At 75.3% G+C, this 17,985-nt stretch carries 14 protein-coding genes and 1 pseudogene; 9 read left to right on the top strand and 6 right to left on the bottom strand.

Annotated elements, in window-relative coordinates; translation table 11 throughout:
* Positions 1-171: 171 nt before the first annotated feature.
* The 3 genes and pseudogenes from AB0F01_RS26255 to AB0F01_RS26245 form a co-directional block, all read left to right on the top strand.
* The gene (locus tag AB0F01_RS26255; RefSeq protein ID WP_362100503.1) at positions 172-543 is read left to right on the top strand and encodes a hypothetical protein; all 372 of its coding nucleotides are present in this window, start codon (positions 172-174) and stop codon (positions 541-543) included.
* A gap of 170 nt (positions 544-713) precedes the next feature.
* Positions 714-2,729 (top strand): NADPH-dependent 2,4-dienoyl-CoA reductase, encoded by a 2,016-nt coding sequence (locus tag AB0F01_RS26250; RefSeq protein ID WP_362100501.1) that lies wholly within the window; start codon positions 714-716, stop codon positions 2,727-2,729.
* A gap of 195 nt (positions 2,730-2,924) precedes the next feature.
* Positions 2,925-3,470: pseudogene (locus AB0F01_RS26245) on the top strand (PadR family transcriptional regulator); the annotation flags it as partial.
* 484 nt (positions 3,471-3,954) lie between these two features.
* Here AB0F01_RS26245 and AB0F01_RS26240 read toward each other — a convergent pair.
* Complete coding sequence (locus AB0F01_RS26240; RefSeq protein ID WP_362100498.1) at positions 3,955-4,491, bottom strand: hypothetical protein; 537 nt, start codon at positions 4,489-4,491, stop codon at positions 3,955-3,957.
* 173 nt (positions 4,492-4,664) lie between these two features.
* Positions 4,665-5,630, bottom strand: coding sequence for a fibronectin type III domain-containing protein (locus AB0F01_RS26235; RefSeq protein ID WP_362100495.1), 966 nt, complete (start codon positions 5,628-5,630; stop codon positions 4,665-4,667).
* A 722-nt stretch (positions 5,631-6,352) separates the two neighbouring features.
* Here AB0F01_RS26235 and AB0F01_RS26230 point away from each other — a divergent pair.
* A complete protein-coding gene (locus AB0F01_RS26230) occupies positions 6,353-7,054 on the top strand; it encodes a glycoside hydrolase family 75 protein (protein WP_362100493.1) in 702 nt (233 codons plus the stop codon).
* A 79-nt stretch (positions 7,055-7,133) separates the two neighbouring features.
* On the opposite strand, the gene dhaM is transcribed toward AB0F01_RS26230, so the two are convergent.
* The 4 genes from dhaM to AB0F01_RS26210 all read right to left on the bottom strand — a co-directional run bounded on the left by dhaM (position 7,134) and on the right by AB0F01_RS26210 (position 9,834).
* Positions 7,134-7,541 (bottom strand): dihydroxyacetone kinase phosphoryl donor subunit DhaM, encoded by a 408-nt coding sequence (dhaM, locus tag AB0F01_RS26225; protein WP_362100490.1) that lies wholly within the window; start codon positions 7,539-7,541, stop codon positions 7,134-7,136.
* Positions 7,534-8,151, bottom strand: a complete 618-nt coding sequence (gene dhaL / locus AB0F01_RS26220; protein WP_362100487.1) for a dihydroxyacetone kinase subunit DhaL — start codon at positions 8,149-8,151, stop codon at positions 7,534-7,536. Before dhaL ends, dhaM begins: the two co-directional genes overlap by 8 nt.
* A gap of 49 nt (positions 8,152-8,200) precedes the next feature.
* Positions 8,201-9,193 (bottom strand): dihydroxyacetone kinase subunit DhaK, encoded by a 993-nt coding sequence (gene dhaK / locus AB0F01_RS26215; RefSeq protein ID WP_362100484.1) that lies wholly within the window; start codon positions 9,191-9,193, stop codon positions 8,201-8,203.
* Between the two features lie 377 nt (positions 9,194-9,570).
* Positions 9,571-9,834, bottom strand: a complete 264-nt coding sequence (locus AB0F01_RS26210) for a lipopolysaccharide assembly protein LapA domain-containing protein (RefSeq protein WP_362100481.1) — start codon at positions 9,832-9,834, stop codon at positions 9,571-9,573.
* A 552-nt stretch (positions 9,835-10,386) separates the two neighbouring features.
* Here AB0F01_RS26210 and AB0F01_RS26205 point away from each other — a divergent pair.
* The 5 genes from AB0F01_RS26205 (at position 10,387) to AB0F01_RS26185 (ending at position 17,971) form a co-directional block, all read left to right on the top strand.
* Positions 10,387-12,087 (top strand): ABC transporter ATP-binding protein, encoded by a 1,701-nt coding sequence (locus tag AB0F01_RS26205; RefSeq protein WP_362100479.1) that lies wholly within the window; start codon positions 10,387-10,389, stop codon positions 12,085-12,087.
* On the top strand, positions 12,084-13,988 hold the full coding sequence (locus AB0F01_RS26200) for an ABC transporter ATP-binding protein (RefSeq protein ID WP_362100477.1): 1,905 nt from the start codon (positions 12,084-12,086) through the stop codon (positions 13,986-13,988). Before AB0F01_RS26205 ends, AB0F01_RS26200 begins: the two co-directional genes overlap by 4 nt.
* An 83-nt stretch (positions 13,989-14,071) precedes the next feature.
* A complete protein-coding gene (locus AB0F01_RS26195; RefSeq protein ID WP_362100475.1) occupies positions 14,072-15,862 on the top strand; it encodes a siderophore-interacting protein in 1,791 nt (596 codons plus the stop codon).
* Positions 15,855-16,907 carry an iron ABC transporter permease gene (locus tag AB0F01_RS26190; protein WP_362100472.1) on the top strand — a complete coding sequence of 351 codons (1,053 nt, stop codon included), beginning with the start codon at positions 15,855-15,857 and terminating at the stop codon, positions 16,905-16,907. The genes AB0F01_RS26195 and AB0F01_RS26190 overlap by 8 nt, the downstream gene beginning before the upstream one ends.
* Positions 16,904-17,971: an iron chelate uptake ABC transporter family permease subunit gene (locus tag AB0F01_RS26185; protein ID WP_362100469.1), complete on the top strand. Its 1,068-nt coding sequence runs from the start codon at positions 16,904-16,906 to the stop codon at positions 17,969-17,971. Before AB0F01_RS26190 ends, AB0F01_RS26185 begins: the two co-directional genes overlap by 4 nt.
* Positions 17,972-17,985: the final 14 nt, after the last annotated feature.

Genomic DNA, 17,985 nt, shown 5'->3' with positions numbered 1-17,985 from the left:
TCACCCCGGCGCGGCGCGCATGCGCGTACCGGCCTGCGGGTACCCGCCGAGTCCGCCGGCCGTCAGCAGTGGGCAGGTCGGGCCACGCTCACGCGGGGGTCGTGCCCGGGCGCCTACGGTGCTTTGCTGGGAGGGCGGGGCACGCGGGGGGTCACGAGAGGAGCGATCCCGATGAGCAGTGAGCGACCGCACCCGGAATCCGTCTCGGTCGAGATCAGCGGATGCAGCAAGCACGACGCCCGGATCGTGTTCGACGCGCTCTGCGCCTGCTTCACGTCCGACCGGTGCGCCGAGGACGTCCCCGAGGAGTTCCACGAGACCCGGCCCACGGTGTGGCTCGGCACGTTCGACGTGGCCGCACCGCACGGTGGCGGCGCCGGCCCGGCCCGGCTGTCGTCCTCCGTCGACGCCGATCTGCACGGCGGTCCCTGGGCCATCGACCGGTTCCGCAGCACGCTGGACGACCTGTTCGACGTGCACGACCTGACCACGGTCTCCGGGGACCAGGAGAGGGAGCTGCACGTCCGTCTCGAAAGCCGTTGACACGGCCGGCCCGAGCAGCCGCCCACGTCGGCCGACACCCACCGGACCCCGGAGCGCCGCTCCGGGGTCCGCCTGTGTCCTCCCTCACCCCCCGACCTTTATGCAACTAGTTGCACAAGCCGTCGCGCGTCCTCTACAACAGAGGCACCACACCGCGCACGGAGGGCCCGATGAGCCGTTACCCGCACCTGCTGACCCCCCTCGACCTGGGCTTCACCACCCTGCCCAACCGGGTCCTCATGGGTTCGATGCACGTCGGCCTGGAGGAGGCGGAGGGCGGCTTCGCCCGCATGGCCGAGTTCTACGCGGCCCGCGCGCGCGGCGGGGTGGGCCTCATCGTCACCGGCGGCATCGCGCCCAACGACGAGGGCCGGCCCTACGAGGGCGGCGCGAGGATCACCACCGAGGCCGAGGCGGAGCAGCACCGGGTCGTCACCGACGCCGTGCACGACGCGGGCGGACGCATCGCGCTGCAGATCCTGCACTTCGGCCGCTACGCGTACCACCGCGACCTGGTCGCCCCCAGCCCGCTCCAGGCGCCGATCAGCCCCTTCCCGCCCCGTGAGCTGACCGACGCCGAGGTCGAGCGCACCATCGACGACTACGCGCGCGCCGCCCGCCTCGCCCGGCAGGCCGGCTACGACGGCGTCGAGATCATGGGCTCCGAGGGCTACCTGATCAACGAGTTCATCGTGACGCGGACCAACCGGCGCACCGACCGCTGGGGCGGCTCCTACGAGAACCGGATGCGCTTCCCGGTCGAGATCGTCCGCCGGGTCCGCGAGGCGGTGGGCGAGGACTTCATCGTCATCTACCGGCTCTCCATGCTCGACCTCGTCCCCGACGGCTCCACCCTGGACGAGGTCGTCACCCTGGCGAAGGCCGTCGAGTCGGCCGGGGCCACGATCATCAACACCGGCATCGGATGGCACGAGGCCCGCATCCCCACCATCGCCACCTCGGTGCCGCGCGGCGCCTACACCTGGGTCACCCGGCGCCTCATGGGCGAGGTGTCGGTCCCGCTGGTCACCACCAACCGGATCAACACCCCCGAACTCGCCGAGCAGTTGCTCGCCGAGGGCCACGCCGACATGGTCTCGATGGCGCGGCCGATGCTCGCCGACCCCGACTTCGTCGCCAAGGCCGCCGAGGGGCGGCCCGAGGCGATCAACACCTGCATCGGCTGCAACCAGGCGTGCCTCGACCACACCTTCAGCGGACAGATCACCTCCTGCCTGGTCAACCCGCGCGCCTGCCACGAGACCGAACTGGTGCTCTCCCCGACCCGCCGCCGCAAGCGCGTCGCCGTCGTCGGCGCCGGACCTGCCGGCCTCGCCTGCGCGGTCGGCGCCGCCGAACGCGGACACGACGTCACCCTGTACGACGCCGCGAGCGAGATCGGCGGGCAGCTCAACGTGGCCCGCAAGGTGCCCGGCAAGCAGGAGTTCGACGAGACCCTGCGCTACTTCCGCACCCGGCTCGACGAACTGGCCGTCGACGTCCGCCTCGACACCCGGGTCACCGCCGCCGACGTCTCCCGGCACGACGAGATCGTGGTCGCCACCGGAGTCGTCCCGCGCGTCCCCGACATCCCCGGCGTCGACCACCCCAGCGTCCTCGGCTACCTGGACGTCCTCCGGGACGGCGCCCCCGTCGGCGACCGGGTCGCGATCCTGGGCGCCGGAGGCATCGGCTTCGACGTCGCCGAGTTCCTCACCGACAGCGGGGACAAGGCGCACGAGGACCCGGCGACCTACTTCCGCCACTGGGGCGTCGACCTCGACCACGCCTCCGCCGGCGGCCTCACGGCACCCGACCGGCCCGCCCCGCCGCGCACGGTCCACCTGCTCCAGCGCAAGACCACCAAGGTCGGCGCCGGCCTCGGCAAGACCACCGGCTGGATCCACCGCACCGAACTGAGGCACCGGGGCGTCACCATGGTCCCCGGGGTCGTCTACGACCGGATCGACGACGCCGGACTGCACGTGACCGTCGACGGCGAGAGCACCGTCCTGGAGGTCGACACGGTGGTGCTGTGCACCGGCCAGGAGCCCCGCCGGGACCTCTACGAGGAGCTGGTCGCCGCCGGCCGTCCCGTCCATCTCATCGGCGGCGCCGACGTGGCGGCCGAACTGGACGCCAAGCGTGCCATCAAGCAGGGCACCGAGGTGGCCGCGGCCCTGTAGGCCCCGCGTCCCGCCCGCCGCCCGGAACGTGCCGCCCGCCGCCCGGAACGTGCCGCCCGCCCCGGCGGGCCGGCCACTTCGCCACAGGGGGTCGGCCACTTCTCCACAGGGGGTCGGCCAGTTCGTCCCGTCGGGTCGGCCTCTCCGTCACGGGCGGGCCGCGGGGGTGCGCGCCCCCGTCCCTAGGATGAGTCCATGTCCCTCCCGCACGCGATCCTCACCGCCCTGCTCGAGAAGCCGTCGTCGGGGCTGGAACTGACGCGTCGGTTCGACCGGTCGATCGGCTACTTCTGGTCCGCCACGCACCAGCAGATCTACCGCGAGCTGGGCAGGCTGGAGGCCGAGGGGTTCATCCGGGCGCTGCCGTCCCGGCAGCCGGTCCGCGGGCAGAAGAAGTCCTACGAGGTCCGGCCGGCGGGCCGCGCGGAACTTGCCCGCTGGACGGCCGCGTCGCAGGACCCCAAGCCGCACCGCGACGCGATGCTGCTGCGCCTGCGCGCCGCGGCGGTGGTCGGCACCGACGGCATCGAGGACGACCTGCGGCGCCATCTGGACCTGCATCAGCGGCAGTTGGCCGAGTACCAGGACATCGAGCGGCGCGACTTCCCGCCCGGAAGGGACGACCCGGGGGACCGTCTGCGGCACCTGGTGCTCCGGGCCGGTATCGACCTGGAGACGTTCTGGGTCCGCTGGCTCGAACACGCCCTCGCCGAACTCGCCGAACTGCCCGGCCCACAGGGGGCGCCAGGAACGCAGGGAGCGCCAGGAACGCAGGGGACGCCAGGAGCACCAGGGACTCAAGGGGCGCCCGGAACAGAAGCAGACGGGCCGGGGGTGTCGCAGGCGGGGGCCGACCGGCCGGAGGCGGGCGAGGGAGCCCCGGACGGTGCGGAGGCGGGCCAGGGGCCCCCGGAGCGGCCGGAGGCGGGTGCGGAACGGGCCGGCTGAGCCGTCAGGTGCCGGGCCCCGGGAGGCGGGCGCCCGGCGCGCGTCCGAGACGTGCCGCCTCCCCGGGGCGAGGTGCAGCCGGGCGAGACGCATCCGGGGCGAGGTGCATCCGGGTGTGGCGCGTTCGCGTGCCGCACCCCGCGGGGGCGTGTCGGGTGCGGGGCGCATTCCCGGGCGAGGTCTGCGGGGCGAGGGACGGGGTGGGGGCGGGACGGGGGACAAGTGACGCCGGCCGCCGGACCGGAGCGCGTCGGACGTGGTGGCGGCCGGCGCCGGCTCAGAGGCGGTGCGGCTTGTTGCGGCGGCGCAGGAACCAGGCCGCGCCGAGCAGACCGGTACCGACCAGCGCGCCGCCCGCGACCAGGGTCACGGTGCCGTAGTCCGTCGAACCGCCCCCCACGCCGCCCATGACGCCCCGTGACGGCGAGGCCGTGGGGGTGACCCGGCTCGGGCTGGGCGCGGGCGAGACGATGACGGACTGGCTGCCCGCGGTGCTGCCGTTGGAGCACATCACGATCACCGTGTACGTGCCGGCCGTGACGTTCGACCAGGCGGCCGACTGTGACGAGGCGCTGCCCGACAGGGCCACCTGCCTGCCCTGGGCGAAGCTGGTCTGGCTGCTGTTGAGCAGCGAGGCCGTGCCCCAGTTGCCGTTGATCTGGGTGCACGCCGACGTGGCGACCGAGACGGTCGAGCCGGTGGTGCTCACCGAGATGCCGGAATCGGCGGCGGCCGGAGCGGCCAGCGCGAAGGTGAGCGCGGCGGCGGCTGCCGCGGTCGGGCCGGAGCGGAACACGGACGTGGAGTAGCGCATGTGGACTGCCTTCCGGCGGCACGGTTGGCGGTACATCCCTTGCGCCGCCGAGGGTCGGGAACGCCCGTGCCGCACAGGGCCAGCCAAGGCGCACCGGACGCCCACCGCACCCCGGCCGCCGCCGGGCAGGTGACGGGGCCGTGCGCCGCGGCCCACGGCCCCGCCGCGGAACGTCAGTTCCCGGTCCCGGTGGTCACCGTGCGCTCCGCCGAGAAGGCGCCCCACGTGCCGTCCGGCAGCATCGGCCGGATCCGCACCCGGTGGGTGACCCCCGGCTCCTTCCCCACGTAGAAGGAGTACTCGGCCCGGTCGCGCGGAGCCTCCCCGCCGAAGACCAGCGAGGTCGTCGCACGGCCGTCCAGGTGGACCTGGTACTCGGTCACCACGCCGTCCACCTCCGGCGGGACCCAGCTCAGGTCGAGGTGATAGGCCCCGTCGGCCCGGCGCACGTCCGCCTCGAAACGGGTGGGCGCGGTCCCGGCGCCGCCGTCCCCCGAGCCCGGTGTGGTGATCCGCACGGTGGTGCTCACCGGGGAGGCGTTGCCGGCGGCGTCGAGGGCGCGGACGGTGAAGGAGTACCGGGTGCCCGGCCGCAGGCCGGTGACCACCGTCGCCGTCTGCTGCCCGCCCACCCCGTGGATCTTCGTGCCGGCCTGGAGGATGTCGTACGAGACCACGGCCCGGTCGTCCGTGGCGGCCGACCAGGACAGCTGGACCGCCCTGCTGCCCACCGCCCGGCCCGCTGCCCCGGCCGGCCGGGTGGGTGCCGAGCGGTCCTCCGGTGCGGCCCGCGGGGTCGTCGCCCGGACCTCCCGGCTGCGCGGCCCCAGCCGCCCCTCCGTGTCCCGCGCCCGGACGGTGAACGCGTACGCGGTCGCGGGCCGGAGCCCGGTGACGTCCACCATGTGCGCGGAGCCGGGGACCTCCTCCACCTTGGTGGAGCCGCGGTACACCTCGTACCGGGAGACCTTCCCGCCGCCCGGGGGCAGCGCGTTCCACATCACGTGCACGCTGGTGGCGCTCCCCGCCTCGGCGGTGACTCCGGTCGGCGCCCCGGGCAGTCCGCCCTCGCCCCCGGCCCGGTCCGCGGAGCCACCGGTTCCGCAGGCGGCGAGGAGCAGGAAGAGGGCGCACGCCACGGCGCACACCACACCGGCCCGCCGCACCGCGCGTGGGGGCGTGGACGAGGGCGCACGCGGGAGCGCGTACGCGGGCTCGAGCGGGGGCGCGCACAGCGCTGCGGACGGGCGCGGGGAGGGCGGCGCGCCCGCGGGGGACGACGGCGCGGACGGGCGCGTGGAGGAGGGCCTGGCGGCGGGTCTGGAGGCGGGCGCGGACGAGGGCCCGGACGGGGGCCTGGAGGCGAACCTTGAGGCGGGCCTGGACGTGGGCCCGGATGGGCCGCCCGGGTCCGGGGCGGCGGGCCTGTCGGCCGTGGGACGGCGCACGCTCCTCCTCTCCCCGGACCCCGGTCGTGGCGACACGCCGGGGCACCGGCCGAACGGACGGATCCCGGCCTCGGAATGGTCCGTACCAATATGGTGCACCTGACGCGGCCACATCAAGAGGGCGTCGTTGGTGTGCGGTCCGCCGCATTACGTATGCTGAGCATCCGAACGGCTGAACTGCTCGCGAGGGCTCGGTGGTTCATGTCCGTGGCGCGGACCGCTGTCGTCGCTCGTCCCGCGCCTCAGAGGGTGACCGGGCGGCCCGGGCCGGAACACGGCTCGGCCCCCGGGTGCCCGAGCACCCCCCGTCGTGCACCCTCCGGCCCCGTCACGATGACCGCGTCGCGGACCCGTTATGAGGTTGGCTGAGGGCTGAGTGCCCGTCAGTGTCCCCGACGAGAGGCCCCTCGAACGTGTTCCGTGCCCCCTCGCTCACCCTGGCCGCGGCCGGTGCCGCCCTGCTCGCCCCCACCCTGCTCCCCGGCGGACCGGCCGCGGAGCACCACGGCGCACCGGTCGCCCGGAGCGAGAGCTCCGTGTCCGCCGCCGACCTGCTGGACAAGGTGCGCGACTGCACCCGGATCTCCGACGGCCTCTACCGCACCGACCACGGCACCGCCCCGACGATCCCCGTCTGCGGCACCCGCGACGTCGTGCACTGGAAGGCCGACCTGGACATCGACTGCGACGGCCGTCCCGGTCCGCGCTGCAACGCGGCGACCGACCCCACCTTTTCCGCCGCCACGGCCTTCGCCCAGTCCGACGGCCGTCCGCTGGACTCCGCCACCCTGCCCCACATCGTGGTGCCCACCCCCAGCGCGGTCTGGGACTACCGCGAGCACGGGGTGCGCGGCGGCTCGGTCGCCGCCGTGATCCACGAGGACCGGGTCCAGTACGCGGTCGTCGGCGACGTGGGCCCCGCGCACATCATCGGCGAGGCCTCCTACGCCACCGCCGAGGCCCTCGGTATCGACCCCGACCCGCTCACCGGTGGCACCGCTGCCGACGTCACGTACATCGTCTTCAAGGACAGCCGCGTCACCCCGATCGAGGACGCCGACGCGGCGGTGACCCTGGGGGAGGAACTGGCGCGCCGGTTCGTCGACGGCGGCTGACCCGGAAGGAACGGCCGCCTGCCGCCGCCCGTCTCGAGGCAGCCGCCGGCCGCCGCCCCCCAATGAGGGGGGCGCCGCCTCACGTCTTGCGGTACGTGTACGCCTCCGCCGCCGCTGCCTCCACCGCCGCCAGGTCCGCTCCGGTGGCCGCCGTGACCACCGCGGCCACCGCGCCCTCCACGAACGGCGCGTCGACCAGCCGGGTGTTCGCGGGGAGTTCGTCACCCTCGGCGAGCAGCGTCTTCACCGTGAGCACCGCGCTCCCCAGGTCGGTCAGCACGGCGACCCCGGCCCCGCGGTCGACGGACGCCGCCGCGGCGGCGACGAGCTCGGCGCTCGTGCCGAGCCCGCCGTCGTCCGTGCCGCCCGCCGGGGCGACGGGGACCGCGTCCCCCGCCCCGGCCAGCCCCTTCGCCAGCTCCGCGACCGAGGTGGCGACCGCTGCGCTGTGCGACACCAGCACGATGCCCACCGTCGCGTCACTCACCTCCGGCCCCCGTCCCGGACGCGGCGGTCTCCAGTGCGGCGATCAGCAGCGCCGCCGACGTCGCCCCCGGATCCTGGTGGCCGATGCTGCGTTCACCCAGGTAGCTGGCCCTGCCCTTGTGGGCCCGCATCGGGGTCGTGGCCACGGCACCCTCCTCGGCCGCGCTGCGGGCGGCGGCGAAGGACTGGCCCAGCGCCTCCACCGCCGGCTCCAGTGCGTCGATCATGGTCTTGTCACCGGTAGCGGCGCCCCCGAGCTGCTTCACCGCGTCCAGCCCGGCCCGCAGCGCCTCGGCCAGCTGGGCCTCGTCGACCTCCTCGGCGTCGCCTAGCGTCTTGCCGGCCCGCCGCAGCAGCGTCCCGTACAGCGGTCCGGACGCGCCGCCGACCTTCGAGATGAGCAGGCGGCCCGCCGTGGTGAGCACCGCGCCGGGCGTGGCGGGCGGTTCCTTCTCCAGGGCCTCCCGCACCGCCGTGAACCCGCGCCGCAGGTTGCCCCCGTGGTCGGCGTCACCGATGGGGGAGTCGAGGGCGGTGAGCCGCTCCGCCTCGCGGTCCACGGACGCGGCGGTCGCCGTCATCCAACGGCGGAAGAATTCGGCGTCGAGCACGGAATCTCCTTGCATGGTAGGTACTCCTCGGACCCTGCCCGGGTGCGCGTCACATACCCCAGCGCAGGCCGGGCGTGCTGACCGGCGCGTCCCACAGGCGCAGCAGCTCCTCGTCGACCTGGCACAGGGTGACCGAGGCGCCGGCCATGTCCAGCGAGGTCACGTAGTTCCCCACGAGGACCCGGGCGACGGGGACCCCGCGCTCGCCGAGCACCCGCTGCACCTCGGCGTTGAAGCCGTACAGCTCCAGCAGCGGGGTGGCGCCCATGCCGTTGACCAGGACCAGGACCGGGTTGCGGGGGGTGATGTCCGCGAGGATCGCGTCCACCGAGGCCTCGGCGATCTCGCCCGCGGTCATCATCGGGCGACGTTCCCGCCCGGGCTCCCCGTGGATGCCGATGCCCAACTCCAGCTCGCCGGACGGCAGGTCGAAGGTGGGGCTGCCCTTGGCGGGCGTGGTGACGGCGCTGAGGGCGACGCCGAAGCTGCGGGAGTTCTCGTTGACCTGCCGGGCGACGGCCTCCACCCGCTCCAGCGGCTGTCCCTCGTCCGCCGCGGCCCCCGCGATCTTCTCCACGAACAGGGTCGCGCCGGTCCCGCGGCGGCCGGCCGTGTACAGGCTGTCGGTCACCGCGACGTCGTCGTCGACCAGCACCTTCGCGACCTGGATCCCCTCGTCCTCGGCGAGTTCGGCGGCCATGTCGAAGTTGAGCACGTCGCCGGTGTAGTTCTTCACGACGAACAGCACGCCGGCGCCGCTGTCCACGGCGGCGGCGGCACGCACCATCTGGTCGGGCACCGGGGAGGTGAACACCTCGCCGGGGCAGGCGGCGGAGAGCATGCCCGGCCCGACGAATCCACCGTGCAGCGGTTCGTGCCCGGAACCTCCGCCGGACACCAGTCCGACCTTGCCGGCCACCGGCGCGTCCTTGCGGACGACCACCCGGTTCTCCACGTCCACCGTCAGTTCGGGATGAGCCGCCGCCATGCCCCGCAGCGCGTCGGCGACGACGGTTTCCGGGACGTTGATGAGCATCTTCATGGGTGCCTCCTGTGGACCCCGGCGGGCGGGTGTGCCACCGGCCGCCGGACTCCGCTGGTCGGAAGGAGCAGGAACACGGACACGTACGGGAACACGGACGGGAGCGGGACGCGGGCCGGGCGTCCGGGGTGCGGCTGCGGACGGGAAAGGGTCACGTCGGTCGGTCGGACGGTCGGACGGTCGGGCGGTCGAACGGTCGGGCGGTCGGACGGGTGGTCGGTTCGGACGGGTGGTCGGTTCGGACGGTACTCGGCCGGAAGGCCGCTCGTGGGCAGTATCGGCCCTGCCGCGGCCGAGAGCACGCGCACGCGCACGACGGGGTGCGCCCTCCCGCCGGGCCGTGGCACGACGGGAGGAGCGGCGGCCCCTGCGGCCCCCTAGCGACGGTCGCGCCGGTGGACGACGAGCAGGCCGAGCAGCAGTCCGGCGAGGAACGTGACCGTCAGGACGCTCCACAGCGGGAGCGTGATCGTCGGAACCCACAGCCGGACGGTGACCGACGCCGTGTTGGCCGCGATGAACCAGACGGCCGCCGCCACGATCAGCAGGGAACCGATGGTGCGGAGCCTGACGACCCGCCCCTTGACCGTCACGGTCGGCGGCCCGTACGCGTTCGCGGTGCTCCGGTTGTTCCGGGACATGAGGCCATTGTCGGCGCGTTCGCGGGGCGCGGCACCTCCGGACCCGCGGTGCACGCCGTCGGCGCCGCACCCGCCGTCCGGTGCCCGGGCGGCGTGGGCGGTCCGGTGCCCGCGGGGGCCACGGCCGTGCGGAAGTTCGGAACCGGCCGGTCCCGGGCCGGTTACGGCGGACCTGGCTGACGGCCCCGCTCCCGGGGCGTCACCGACGCGCGGACCGGAGGAGACCGGTGCCCCACGACCACGGCGCCGTCGCCGTCGGAGCACCACGATGCCGTCACCCTCGGCCTCGGGGCCGTGCATGACGGTGAGACGCCGTGCACGACGGTGAGACGCCCGTGCACGGCGGACCGCTCGGGTCCGCTCGCCCACCCCGTGGAGCCGGACCGGCGGGCTCCCCGACGACCGCGCCCCGACCGACGGCGCGGAGGCGGTCCTGCCCGGGGTGAAGCAGGGGGACGGGACCGCGGCTGAGCCGGCCGGAGCCGCATTGGTAAGGTCAGCCTCGCCTAACCGACGCGCCCTCACGGTGCCGCCGCCCAGAAGGACTCACCCATGCCCGGCAGTCTCCCGCAATCCCGCACGCCCCGGGCGGTGTTCGCGGCGGCACTGCGGCGTCACCGCGGGCGGCTCACGGCCGGCTGGCTGCTGCTGGCGCTGCACCAGGCCGCGGAGGCCGCCGTCCCGATCGCCATCGGCCTGGTCATCGACCGTGCCGTGGCCACCGGCGACGTCACGGCGCTGCTCTGGTCCGTCGCCGGACTGACGGTGCTCTTCACCGTCCTCGCCCACGCGTACCGCCTCGGCGCCCGGCAGGGCGTGACCGCGATGGAACACGAGGCGCACCTGCTGCGCGTCGACGTCGCCCGCGCCGCCCTGGACCCGCGCGGCCGGCGTACGGACCTGCGGACCGGCGAACTCCTCAGCATCGCCGCGTCCGACGCGCAGCGCACCGCGCTGATCATCCGCGCGGTGTCCTTCGCGTTCGGCGCGGTCGCCGCCATCGTCGTGTCGGCGGCGGCCCTGCTCCTGATCGACGTGCCCCTCGGCCTCGGCGTGCTGGCCGGCGTGACGCTCTCGGTGCTGCTCAACGCCTGGGTCGGCCCCCGGCTCACCCGGCACAGCGCCGCGCTCCAGGAGGCGACCGGACGCGTCACGGCCCTGGCCGCCGACCTGCTCGGCGGACTGCGCACGCTGCGCGGCATCGGCGCCCGCGGCGCCGCCGCCGACCGCTACCGGGCCGCCGGCGAGGAGGCGTTGCGGGCCGGTCTGCGCACCGCCACGACCACCGGGCTCCACCAGGGCGTCACGACGACGAGCAGCGGACTGTTCCTCGCCGCGGTCGCCGGGTTCGCCGGCTGGTCGGCGCTCGACGGGCGCCTGACGGTCGGGCAGCTCGTGACGGTCGTCGGCCTCGCCCAGTTCATCGCCGAGCCGCTGAACACCCTCGGCTTCTGCGGGCAGCTCCTGGCGCAGGCGAGGGCCTCCGCCCGCCGGTGGGCCGGTGCCGTGGACGCCCCGCCGCTGACCGTCCCGGGCAGCCGCGACGAGGTGCCCGCGCCGGCCGACCTGACGCTGCGCGGCGTCACCCACCGCACCCTCGACGGCCTCGACCTGCACGCCCCCCACGGACGGTTCACCGCCGTCGTCGCCCACGACCCGCGCGACGCGGACGCGTTGCTCGCGGTGCTCTCGGGCCGCGCGGCCGGGCACGGGGGCGAGGTCCTGACCGGCGGCGTGCCGGCCGCGGACCTCACCCTCGACGCGCGGCGGCGCACCGTGCTCGTCGAGGAGCACGACGTGGCCCTGTTCGAGGGCAGCCTGCGGGACAACCTGACGGCGGGTGCGGACCACGACGACCGGGCGGTCGCCGACGCGGTGGTCGCCGCCGCGGCCGGCGACATCGTCACCCAGCACCCGGCCGGCCTGGACCACCGCGTCACCGAGCGCGGGGCCTCGCTCTCCGGCGGACAGCGGCAGCGCATCGGCGTGGCCCGCGCCCTGCTGGCGTCGCCGCCCGTGCTCGTGCTGCACGACCCGACCACGGCGGTGGACGCGGTGACGGAGGAGGCGATGGCCCAGGGGCTCGCCGACCGGCGCCGCGGACACTGCACCGTCGTGGTCACCAGCAGTCCCGCGCTGCTGGCGCGCGCCGACCGGGTGGTCGTGGTCGAGGGCGGACGCGCCGTGCGCACCGGCACCCACAGCGAACTCGCCGCGTCGGACCCGGCGTACCGGAAGGCGGTCCTGCGATGAACGAGCGGACGGACGAGACACCACGGCCCGGGCAGGACACGCCCCCGGCCGCGGCGACCCCCGGCGACCCCCGGCAGGACCTGCTGCCCATCGCCTCCCCGCGCCGGACCTGGGCGCTGCTCCGGGCCGAGACGGCCGGTCACCGGCGCCTCGCCACGGCCGCCGTGGCGGTGACCGTGCTGGCCAGTACCGCCGGTCTGGTCGCGCCCTGGGTGCTCGGCGGCCTCGTCGACGACGTGCAGGAGGGCGCCGGGACCGGCCGCCTGTTCTCCGTCGTCGTCACCCTGGTGGCCGCCGCCGTCGCGGCCGGGGCGCTCACCGGACTCGGCGCCGCCCTGGTGGCCCGGCTGGGCGAGACGGTCCTGGCCCGGATCCGGGCCCGGGTGCTGGACCGCGCGCTCCACGTGCCCTCCGAGGACCTGGAGCGGGCCGGCACCGGCGACCTGCTCTCCCGCACCGGTGACGACGTCGCCGACGTCACCGCCGCCGTCTCCGATGTCGTACCGCGGCTGGTGAACGCCCTGTTCACCGTGGTCCTCACCGGCGCCGGACTGTTCGCCCTGGACTGGCGGCTCGGACTCGCCGGACTCGCAGCGGCCCCGGTGTACGTGCTGGCCCTGCGCTGGTACCTCCCGCGCTCCGGCCCGCTGTACGCCGAGGAACGGGTGGCGACCGGCGCGCGCACCCAGGCCATGGCGGCCTCCCTGCGCGGCGCGTCCACCGTGCTCGCCCACCGCCGGGAGGCCGAGCACGTGGCGCGGGTGGACGAGCGGTCGGCGGCGGCCCGGGACGTGTCCCTGACCGTGTTCCGGCTGTTCACCCGTTTCGGTACGCGGCTCAATTTCGCCGAGCTGATCGGTCTCACCGCCGTCCTCGTCACCGGTTTCCTGCTGGTGCGGTCCGACGCGGTGACCGTCGGCGCGGTGACGGCCGCGGCGCTCTACTTCCACCGGCTGTTCAACCCGATCGGCTTCCTCGTCACGCAGTTCGACGAGGTCCAGGAGGCCGGGGCGAGTCTGGCGCGGCTCGCCGGGATCGCCACCATGAGTCCGCCGGACGAGCCGGAGGTGCCCGAGACGCCGGCCGACGCGGGCCTGGAACTGCGCGGCGTCACCCACGCGTACGGCGACCGGACCGTGCTGCGGGACGTCACGCTGACGGTCGCCCCCGGCGAACGGGTGGCGCTGGTCGGCGCGAGCGGCGCGGGCAAGACCACGCTCGCCTCGGTCATGGCCGGTGTGCTGCGGCCCACGGCCGGCACCGTACGGCTGGGCGGGGCGCGCCTGGACCGGATCGGCGAGAGCCGGCTGGGACGCCATGTCGCCCTGCTCAGCCAGGAGTTGCACGTCTTCCACGGCACCCTGCTGGACAACGTGCGGCTCGGCCGCCCGGAGGCGGGCGACGAGCAGGTGCTGGCCGCGCTCGACGCGGTGGGTGCCCTCGGCTGGGTGCGCGCCCTGCCGGACGGCCCGGCCACCCGCGTCGGCGAGGGCGCCCACCCGCTGACCGCGGCCCAGGCGGGTCATGTCGCCCTGGCGAGGCTGGCGTTGGCCGACCCGCCGGTGGCGGTGCTGGACGAGGCGACGGCCGAGGCGGGCAGCGCGGGCGCCCGGATGCTGGAGGAGGCGGCCGAGGCGGCGACCCGGGGCCGCACCACCCTGCTCGTCGCGCACCGGCTGACCCAGGCGGAACGCGCCGACCGGATCCTGGTGCTCGACCAGGGGGCCGTCGTGGAGAGCGGGTCGCACGACGAACTGCTCGCCGCGGAGGGGCGGTACGCCGCGCTGTGGTGGAGCTGGACGGGGCTGCGGTCCGCCCCGGCGGACGGGTCGGTCCCGTCCCCTTCCCCGGCCGATGGCGGGCCTGTACACCTATCGGCGACCGACCAGGTCGGAGCCTGATTGCGAAAGCGTCACGGGGGGCCGAAGATCAGCCAAAGTGAGGTTAGGCTAACCTCACTTCTGTCGATCTTCACGGAGTATCCATGCCCCGTTCGTCCCGTCCGCTCGAGATCCACCCCATCGTGCTGCGCCGCGCGACCGTGGCCGACATCGTGGACGTCACGCCCAACATGCGGCGCATCACGCTCACCGGCGAGGAACTCGCCGAGGGCGTGATGGGGGAGGGGTACCACCGGCCCGCCTTCCGCTCCGACGGCTTCGACGACCACGTCAAACTGGTCGTCCCGCCCGCCGACGGCGCACTGCCCCGCATCGGCACCCAGGAGGAGACCCGCTTCGCCTGGAACCCCGAGGTGCTGGGCAACACCCGCGACTACACCGTCCGCTCCTGGGACCCCGCGGCGAACTCCTTCACCGTCGACCTGGTCCGCCACGACCACGGCCTCGCCGCCTCCTGGGCCTTCTCGGCCCGCCCCGGCGACACGATCCACTTCGCGGGGCCGAAATCCTGCGCCCGGATCAACCCCGACGCCGACTGGCACCTGCTCGCCGGTGACGAGACCGCGCTGCCCGCCATCGCCCGCTGGCTGGAGGAGGCGCCCGCCGGCACCCGCGGCCACGTCGTCGTCGAGGTCCCCACCGAAGCCGACCGCCAGCAGATCGCCACCCGCGCCGACGTCACGGTCGAATGGCTGGTCCGCGACGGCGAACCCGCCGGCACCGGCACCCGCCTCTTCGACGCCGTGCGCCGCGTCGACCTGCCCGAGGGCCGCGTCCACGCGTGGGTCGCCGGCGAGGCCATGACCATCGCGCCGATCCGCCGCCATCTGCGCAACGAGGTCCGGCTGCCCAGGGAGGACGTCGAGGTCACCGGCTACTGGCGGCGCCCGAGGACGGCCCCCGCGCAGCCCCCCGCGCCCCGCGACAACGCCGAGAGCCTCACCCCCGCCGCCGCGGACGACGCCGAGGACACCTCCGCGGCCCTCCTGCACCACATCCACGAGATGACCGAACTGGCCCCGCCCGTCATCACCCGGGTCGCCGTCACCCTCGGCATCAACCCGGCCGTCGCCTACGGCGTGACCACCCTGGACGGACTCGCCGCCGACACCGGCGTGCCGGCCGCCCGGCTCGCCCCGCTGCTCGACGGCATGACCGCGCTCGGGCTCCTGGAACGCGACGGCGACCGGTACCGCAACACCCCGCTCGGCGCGGTGCTCTGCGAGGACGCCTCCCAGGAGGACCTGTCGCTCGACAACCCCGCCAACCGGGAGGCCCTGGCCTTCGTCGACCTCCTCGACGTGCTGCGCGCCGGCGGCCCCGCACCGCGCCTCGGCACCCTGCCCTGGCGGGCGCGGCGGGCCGCCGACCCCGCCCTCGACGCCGCCCATCACGACCGCACCGCCGAGCAGCTGACCTACGTCCTCGGCCTGCTGCCCGACCTGCCCGCCGTGCGCGACGCCCGCACCCTCGCCGTCAGCGGCGACGCCGCCGCCCAGGTGGCCGAGCGGATCGCCCGGGGCCGCACCGTCCACCTGCCCGGCACCGACGCGGCCGAGTGGCCCGCCCACGACTGCGCGATCCTCGTGAGCGCCCTGGAGGGCCGCGACGACGACGCCTGCCGCGCCCTGCTCCGCCACGCGCTCGACGCCGGCCGCACCCTCGTGCTGTTCGAGCGGACCGGCGACCACGCCGCCGACGACGACCACGCCGCCGAGGACGTGCTCACCGCCCTCGCGGTCACCGGCCTCCCGCTGCGCACCAGCGACCGGATCACCGGCCTGCTCCGCGAGGCGGGCGCCCGCACGGTCGAACGCACCCTGCTCGGCTGGGGCTTCGGCCACTTCGGGACGGTCACCGTCGCCCATGCCTGAGACCCTCCCGGCCACCCGCCCACCACGGGCCGCCGAGGCCGACGGACCGAGGGCGCGCAGCATGCCACTCGTCCTCACCGCCCTCACCACGGCCCTGCTGCTGTGCGCCGTGGCCAGCCTGTTCGTCGGTGCCGAGGGCATCGCCCCCGGCCGCGTCGCCGACTCCCTCCTCGGGCACGGCGACCGCCAGGCCGACGCCCTCGTCCTCGACGCCCGCCTCCCCCGCACCATCGTCGCCATCGCCGTCGGCGCGGCCCTCGGCGTCGCCGGCTCGCTCATCCAGGCGTTCACCCGCAACCCGCTCGCCGACCCCGGCATCCTCGGCGTCAACGGCGGCGCGGCGCTCGGCGTCACCCTCGCCCTGTGGGCCGGGGCCTCCACCTCCACCGGCGCGCTGGTGCTGCCCGCGCTGGCCGGCGCGATGCTGGCGACCGTCGCCCTGCTGCTGCTCGCCTCCGCGGGCCGCGGCCCGGCCACCCCGGTCCGCATGGTCCTCGCCGGGGTCGCGCTCGCCGCGGTGCTCGGCGGCATCACCACCGCCGTCCGCCTCCTCGACGTCAGCACCTTCGACGGGTACCGCTCCTGGGTCGCCGGGTCGGTCGCCGGACGCTCTCTCACCGACCTCGCCGGAGTCGCCGGTTACCTCGGCGTGGGCCTGGTGCTCGCCCTCACCCTGGTCCGCCCGCTCAACGCCGTCGCGCTCGGCGAGGAGACGGCCGCCTCCCTCGGCGTCGACACCCGGCGCGTCCGGCTGCTGACGGTCGCCGCCGTCACCCTGCTGGTCGGCGCGGCCACCGCCGTCGCCGGGCCCATCTCCTTCCTCGGGCTGATGGTCCCGCACGTCTGCCGCCTGCTGGCCGGCAACGACCAGCGCCGCATCATCCCGCTGTCCGCCCTGGCCGCGCCCGTCGTGCTGCTGGTCTCCGACATCGTGGCCCGGGTGGCGCTGCCGCTGCGGGAGATGCCCGTCGGCGTCGTCACCGCCTTCGTCGGCGCACCGGTGCTGATCCGGCTGGTCTCGAACCGGAAGGTGCACACCCAGTGACCCCGTGGCTGTTCACCGACCGGGGCGACCTGGTCCTGCGCGCGCCGGGACGCGTCCCGGTGTCCGGACGGGTGTCGGTGCGCGCGGCGGCCGCGTGCGCCGCGCTCGTCGCGCTGACCGCGGCCGTCACCCTGGCCGCCCTGATGCTCGGCAAGGTGACCTACTCCCCGGCGGAGGTGTTCCGGACGCTGACCGGCGACGGCACCCGGGTCGCCGAACTCTTCGTCGTGCGCTGGCGGTTGCCGCGTGCCGTCGCCGCCGTCGTCCTCGGGGCGATGCTCGGAGTGGCGGGCGCCCTGTTCCAGTGCATCACCCGCAACCCGCTCGGCAGCCCCGACGTCATCGGCTTCACCGCCGGCGCCTCGGCGGGCGGCGTCGCGGTGATCACGTTCGTGGGCTCCGGCTTCGCGCTGGTCACCGGCGGAGCACTGGCCGGCGGCCTCGTGGTGACCGTCCTGGTGATGCTGCTGTCGCGCGGCGGCGGCACGGCCGGCTTCCGGCTGGTGATCGTCGGCATCGGCCTCAACGCCATGCTGGTGGCGCTGGAGACCTACCTCTACCTCGTCGCCGACTCCGACATCGCCCAGGTCGCCGCCGTCTGGGGCGCCGGCAGCCTCAACGCCGTCAGCTTCGCGCACACCGGCCCCGCGCTCGTCGCCGGCACCGTCGCCACACTCGTCGTCGGCGTCGGACTCCAGCGCGCGCTGCCCCTCTTCGACCTGGGCGAGGACACCGCCACCGCGCTCGGTGTGCGCCCCGGACGGCTGCGGCTGCTGCTCGTCCTCGGCGGCGTGGTGCTCGTCGCGATCGTCACCGCCGCCGCGGGCCCCATCTCCTTCGTGGCGCTCGCCGCACCGCACGTGGGCCGACGGCTCGCGGGCGCCTCCGGTACCGCCCTGCTGCCCGCCGCCTGTGCCGGCGCGCTGATCCTGGCCAGCGCCGACCTCGCCGCCCAGCACGCCGTCCCCGGTCTCTCCCTGCCCGTCGGCGTCGTCACCGTCGCGATCGGCGGCCTCTACCTCCTGACCCTCCTCGTCCGTGAGAACCGGAAGGGAACCCTGTGACCACCCCCGACCGG

Origin of the sequence: Streptomyces sp. NPDC029526 (genome assembly GCF_040637405.1) — a bacterium.
Lineage (GTDB): Bacteria > Actinomycetota > Actinomycetes > Streptomycetales > Streptomycetaceae > Streptomyces.
Note: the sequence above shows the minus strand (reverse complement) of the source record. Positions and strands in the feature narration are given on the sequence as shown.

Bases quoted from the DNA above. Each gene is read 5' to 3' on its own strand.
- AB0F01_RS26255 (WP_362100503.1), top strand. From the start codon at position 172: ATGAGCAGTGAGCGACCGCACCCGGAATCCGTCTCGGTCGAGATCAGC.
- AB0F01_RS26250 (WP_362100501.1), top strand. From the start codon at position 714: ATGAGCCGTTACCCGCACCTGCTGACCCCCCTCGACCTGGGCTTCACC.
- AB0F01_RS26240 (WP_362100498.1), bottom strand. From the start codon at position 4,491: ATGCGCTACTCCACGTCCGTGTTCCGCTCCGGCCCGACCGCGGCAGCC.
- dhaK (WP_362100484.1), bottom strand. From the start codon at position 9,193: ATGAAGATGCTCATCAACGTCCCGGAAACCGTCGTCGCCGACGCGCTG.
- AB0F01_RS26210 (WP_362100481.1), bottom strand. From the start codon at position 9,834: ATGTCCCGGAACAACCGGAGCACCGCGAACGCGTACGGGCCGCCGACC.
- AB0F01_RS26205 (WP_362100479.1), top strand. From the start codon at position 10,387: ATGCCCGGCAGTCTCCCGCAATCCCGCACGCCCCGGGCGGTGTTCGCG.
- AB0F01_RS26200 (WP_362100477.1), top strand. From the start codon at position 12,084: ATGAACGAGCGGACGGACGAGACACCACGGCCCGGGCAGGACACGCCC.
- AB0F01_RS26195 (WP_362100475.1), top strand. From the start codon at position 14,072: ATGCCCCGTTCGTCCCGTCCGCTCGAGATCCACCCCATCGTGCTGCGC.
- AB0F01_RS26190 (WP_362100472.1), top strand. From the start codon at position 15,855: ATGCCTGAGACCCTCCCGGCCACCCGCCCACCACGGGCCGCCGAGGCC.